The sequence below is a fragment of the Synechococcus sp. H60.1 genome, assembly GCF_047462335.1.
Classification (GTDB): domain Bacteria; phylum Cyanobacteriota; class Cyanobacteriia; order Thermostichales; family Thermostichaceae; genus Thermostichus.
Genome location: NZ_JANSJA010000224.1, coordinates 1 through 5,162 on the forward strand (window position 1 = coordinate 1; position 5,162 = coordinate 5,162).

The 5,162-nt window shown below is 59.4% G+C and carries 5 protein-coding genes and 1 pseudogene; 2 read left to right on the forward strand and 4 right to left on the reverse strand.

The genetic code is table 11. The features are described from left to right. Together NW852_RS11085 and NW852_RS11090 are read right to left on the reverse strand one after the other, a co-directional pair. Positions 1 to 350, reverse strand: a pseudogene (locus NW852_RS11085) (RNA-guided endonuclease TnpB family protein); the annotation flags it as partial. Between the two features lie 139 nt (positions 351 to 489). Continuing rightward, positions 490 to 1,005, reverse strand: a complete 516-nt coding sequence (locus NW852_RS11090; RefSeq protein ID WP_414366662.1) for a bifunctional nuclease family protein — start codon at positions 1,003 to 1,005, stop codon at positions 490 to 492. 65 nt (positions 1,006 to 1,070) lie between these two features. Here NW852_RS11090 and NW852_RS11095 point away from each other — a divergent pair, with 65 nt between their 5' ends. Then, on the forward strand, positions 1,071 to 1,847 hold the full coding sequence (locus tag NW852_RS11095) for a cobalt-precorrin-6A reductase (protein ID WP_414366661.1): 777 nt from the start codon (positions 1,071 to 1,073) through the stop codon (positions 1,845 to 1,847). On the opposite strand, the gene NW852_RS11100 is transcribed toward NW852_RS11095, so the two are convergent. Further along, complete coding sequence (locus NW852_RS11100) at positions 1,844 to 2,200, reverse strand: single-stranded DNA-binding protein (protein ID WP_414366659.1); 357 nt, start codon at positions 2,198 to 2,200, stop codon at positions 1,844 to 1,846. The two genes, NW852_RS11095 and NW852_RS11100, sit on opposite strands and share 4 nt — an antisense overlap. A gap of 313 nt (positions 2,201 to 2,513) precedes the next feature. On the opposite strand from NW852_RS11100, the gene NW852_RS11105 reads away from it, so the two are divergent. Further along, positions 2,514 to 4,670, forward strand: coding sequence for an NAD(P)H-quinone oxidoreductase subunit 5 (locus NW852_RS11105; protein WP_414426745.1), 2,157 nt, complete (start codon positions 2,514 to 2,516; stop codon positions 4,668 to 4,670). On the opposite strand, the gene NW852_RS11110 is transcribed toward NW852_RS11105, so the two are convergent. Next, positions 4,667 to 4,807, reverse strand: a complete 141-nt coding sequence (locus NW852_RS11110; RefSeq protein WP_414366655.1) for a hypothetical protein — start codon at positions 4,805 to 4,807, stop codon at positions 4,667 to 4,669. The two genes, NW852_RS11105 and NW852_RS11110, sit on opposite strands and share 4 nt — an antisense overlap. Between the last annotated feature and the right edge of the window lie 355 nt (positions 4,808 to 5,162).

Here is a 5,162-nt window from a genome sequence, read left to right on the forward strand (position 1 = left end):
TCCCGACCAGACAGCCGTTGCAGCAGCTCCCGACACCTGCGCCGAGTGCTGCGTGTGCCCTGACTGGCTTTGCGTTGCAGAGCCGCTCTCAACCGGGAGTAGTGGTCTCTGACCCGGTTCAACCGCTGTCCATTCCAGTGATCCCCCTCAGAGGTCTGGGCAATATCCCTCCTACCCAAATCCACGCCCATTGCCTTGACGGCGTGCTCCGGCTCTGGTGCTTCAGACTCCACGCCAATCTGGATGTAGTAGGAACCGTCTTGGCGTTTGACCAACGTGGCTGCTTTGGGATGAGAGCCTGCTAGCCTGCCACGCTGGTAGTGACCTATATCTAGCTCAAAGCGCTCGCGTCGGTGGTCAGCGACACCGTCGGATCCTTTGAAAGGGAGGAGAGAAGTCAACCCAAGCAGACCCCTAGGCTAGCAAGAGTAGAGACCGGCCAATGGCTTCAGCTCCTCCAGTAGGGGACAGCTCAGGAAGGCTATAACTTCAACTGTCTGCTTCCGTGGGGTGGTCAGTGAAGGGGTGGCTGCGAATAAAGTCTTTGGGCGTTACGTTTTCCACAAACTTGCGGAAGGCCTCCCGCTCTGCTTCGTCAGCATCTTGGTTCATCGGGATCGAGGCTTCCGCGATTACCTCTTCTACAGTCCAGATGGGGGCATGGGCCCGCAGGGCAAGGGCAATGGCATCGCTGGGGCGGCAGTCAATCTCCTGCTTTTTATCGCCGCAGACTGTAACAAGCACTGCATAGAAGGTATTGTCCAGCAGGGCATGGATGATAACCCGCTCCAGCTTGATCCCCCAAGCTTTCCAGGAGTTCAGAATAAGGTCATGGGTCATAGGGCGGAGGGGCTTTTGGTCGTCCAGCGCCTGCAGAATGGCGTTGGCCTCCGCTCTTCCTACCCAGATGGGTAGGGCACGCCGCTCATGGGTATCGCGCAAGATGACAATGGGAGCCTGGTTGACAGCGTCGACCGCGATCCCAGCCACATGCATCTCGATCATGAGCACTCGCCTCCAGCCTTTAGACCTCGATCGTATCCACTGGTAGCAAACTTTGGCAACACAACATGGGCTCGGTTCGTAAATCACTTGAAGTGGCCCTCATCGGTGGCAGCAGCGAAAGCCGCAGCTTGGCCCACGTCCTCAGCCATGAGGGGATCCCTTGGATAGCCACCGTCACCACCGAGGGGGCCAGAAGGCTATATCGGGATTTGCCGGGGCAAGTGATAGTTACCCGATTTTCGCCCCTATCTTTGTTACAGTTTCTACAGGAACACGGGATCCGCGTGCTGGTGGATGCTTCCCATCCCTTCGCCCAAGAGATCTCGCAACTGGCCATGCAGGTGACCGCCCAACTGGGGATCCCCTACCTGCGCTACGAGCGCCCCCCGGTGGCGTTGGATCCCTGGGTACAGGTAGCGTCAGACTGGCAGGTGTTGCTCACGGATGGCGTACTGGCAGGGCGGCGGGTGCTGCTAACGGTGGGGGTGAAGGCATTGCCCCTGTTTGTGCCCTGGCAGGATCGCTGCCAACTGTGGGCGCGGGTGCTACCAGAGTCGGTTCCCCGGGCAGTGCAAGCCGGGATCCCTGCCGAGCGGGTGATTGGGATGCGCTTGCCCCTCAGCTTGGAGCAGGAACTGCAGCTTTGGCAGAGGCTGGAGCCCCAAGTGGTTATTAGTAAGGACTCTGGAGAAGCTGGTGGCCTGGCCATCAAGCAGGCTGTGGCTAAAACTCTGGGGATTCCCCTGTGGGTAATCCAACGGCCACTCTTAAGCTACCCCTGGTGTAGTCAAGACTTGGCCGAGGTGGTGCGGGAGTGCCAACGTCGGTTGGAGGGGACTTAGAACGGCTCCTCTGCAGGCAGGTCAGGCTCGCGATCTTGACGGGATCCCAGCAATTCCAGCCGATCCACGGCGATGATCGGCCTCTGGCGATCCTCCCCAGTGGTTCGATCTTTCCAGCGATCGAACTTGAGGCTGCCTGTTACCCCGATGAGGCTGCCCTTGCGCACATATTCTCCGGCCACTTCAGCGGTGCGCCCCCACAGCTCCAGGTTGAACCAATCGGGCTTGTCCTCTCCTTTGCGGAAGCGGTTGACCGCCAAGCTAAAGGTACACACCACCTTGCCCGACTCAAAGTAGCGCACCTCTGGATCCATTCCGGCTCTCCCCACCAGGGTCACCAGGTTTAGGCTCATGGGCTTTTCTCCAGACAGTCTGTGGCTTTCAGCCTTCAGTTGTAGCGCTTACAAGGGATCCCTGTCATCTTGCCACAGGCTTAGGGATAACTTTCAGCCTATCTTCCGATTCTCCTGCGGGGATCCCGGTTGATCGGGAGGAAAAATCTTTGCTCTCATGGATTGGGTGACTGCAGGGGGGCGCTGATTGTGTTGCAAAGATTTACAATATCAGAAGCCCCAGAGCAACTGCCGGCCTCTGACCCGTAGACAGATTCCCACCGGCCAGCAGGGAGGGTTCACTACCGCAAGAGAACGCATTCAGCAGTATCCCATGGAATTCATCTACGCATACGCCTGGTTGATCCCCGTCTATCCCCTGGTGGCAGCCTTTTTGCTTGGCCTAGGCATCCTGGTGTTCAACGCCTGGACAAGGGCCAACCGCTCTCTAGCCGCCTTTTTGAGTGTGTTCGCAACGGGGACGGCGATGGTTCACGCCTTTGCCCTCTTGGCCAGCCAACTGCAGGGCCATGAAACCGTCCTCAGAACCATCACCTGGGCCCAGGCGGGATCCTTCTCGCTGGACATGGGCTTTGTAGTCGACCACCTCAGCGCCATGATGCTGGTGGTGGTGACCACCGTGGCCTTCTTGGTACAGATCTACTCCGATGGCTACATGGCCCAGGATCCCGGCTATGTACGTTTCTACGCCTACCTGAGTCTGTTCGCCTCCTCGATGCTGGGCCTGGTGCTCAGTCCCAACCTGGTACAGATCTACATCTTCTGGGAGCTGGTGGGGATGTGCTCCTACCTACTGATTGGCTTCTGGTACGAGCGGCAGGCGGCGGCAGAGGCAGCCCAGAAGGCATTTGTGGTCAACCGGGTGGGCGACTTTGGTCTGTTGCTGGGCATTTTGGGCTTTTACTGGATTTCTGGAACCTTCGAGTTCGAGGAACTGGCCCGCAATGTGGAGCAGATGGTGGCCAACGGCGCGGTGAGCAGCAGCTTGGTTGCCCTGTTTGCCCTCTTGGTGTTCTTGGGGCCGGTGGCCAAGTCGGCTCAGTTCCCGCTGCACGTGTGGCTGCCGGATGCCATGGAAGGTCCCACGCCTATTTCGGCCCTCATCCACGCGGCCACCATGGTTGCTGCCGGAGTATTCCTGTTGGCACGTATGTTCCCAGTGCTGGAAGGGATCCCGGCAGTCATGAACCTCATTGCCTGGACAGGGGCGGGCACGGCTTTCTTGGGGGCCAGCATCGCCATCACCCAAAACGACATCAAAAAGGGCCTGGCCTACTCCACCATCTCCCAACTGGGCTACATGGTCATGGCCATGGGATCCGGCGCCTATGGGGCGGGCTTATTCCATCTGATGACCCACGCCTACTTCAAGGCGCTGCTCTTTTTGGGCTCTGGCTCCGTAATTCATGGCATGGAGGCGGTGGTGGGCCACGACCCGGTTTTGTCCCAGGACATGCGCCTGATGGGAGGGCTGCGCAAATACATGCCAGTTACGGCCATCACGTTTTTGATTGGCACACTGGCCATCTGTGGGATCCCGCCCTTTGCCGGCTTTTGGTCTAAAGATGAGATTTTGGCTGCGGTTTTTGAGCACAACCCAGCCCTCTGGGGGGTGGGCTTCCTCACGGCGGGGATCACCGCCTTCTACATGTTCCGCATCTACTTCCTCACCTTTGAAGGGGAGTTTCGCGGCACCAACCTGAGACTGCGGCAGGAGGTAGCCGTCAGCCAGGGCCGACCGGTGCCGGCTTTTGCCTACGCTTTTGCCGGGAAAGAGCCGGCCTTTGGCCCCGGTGCCATGAACATTTACGAAAAGCCCCAGCCCAGCAGCCATCCTGAAGCTGTGGAAGACGGGCACGATGGGCATGGCCACGCTGCCGAGCCGCATGAGTCTCCCCTGTCGATGACGATTCCGCTGGTGGCGCTGGCGGTTCCTTCGGTGCTGATCGGCTTGGTGGGCACTCCCTTTGCCAACTTCTTTGAGGCCTTTATCCATCCGCCGGGCGAGACTGTGGCGGAGGCCGGATCGGTTTTGCCGCTGGTGGCAGCCGAGTGGCAAGCGGTGCTGGCTGGCCACTTCGATTGGACGGAGTTTTTGGTCATGGCGGGCAGCTCGGTAGGTATTGGGCTGATTGGCCTTGCCCTGGCCAGCCTGATCTACTGGCAGAAGCGCATCGATCCGAGCACCTTCCCCCAAAGCCTGCAGCCGCTCTACTACTTCTCGCTTAACAAGTGGTACATCGACGATCTCTACGATCGGGTCTTTGTGCAGGGCACTCGCTTTGTGGCGCGGGAAGCGCTGGAGGTGGACAGCCGCATTGTCGATGGGGTGGTCAACTTGACGGGCCTGGTGGCGATGGTCAGCGGCGAAGTGATGAAATACCTGGAAAACGGCAAGGCGCAGTTTTACGCTTTGATCATCTTTGCGGCGGTGGTGGTGATGGTAGTGCTTTCTGGGGTTGGGGTCTAGCCCATGGGCCAGAGGCTGATACAGGCCGCGGGATCCCGATACACCCGCAGCGCCGAGCGGGAAGGAAAGCGACGCAGCCAAATGCAGTAGTCGTCGCCGCCGCTGGCCAGCCAGCGATCCCCAGGAGCGCTGGCCACTGCCCCAATCCAGTTGCCGTGTTCGGGATGAACACTGAGAAGCTTTCCGGTGAAGGGATCCCAACGCTTGAGGGCGTAGTCCGCCCCGCCTTCCGCCAGTTACCGACCCTCAAGAGCTAGCTAATCTGCCGTTCGTGCTAGCGGGACGTAGTCCTTGAAGCCCCGCTCTGTACCCCCGTACACGGGGGGGCTGGGGGTCGGTCGGAGTCGCTGGGGAGAGGCGGGAACATCCCAGTTGTGAATAGGTACAATACTCTCACCAGGAGAATTGCCTACCAGTGCCGCTTGCGCCCTATTCCCAGGCAAGTCGCCTGGATGGACGGCTGGCTGGAGTCGCTGCATAGGCAGTACAACT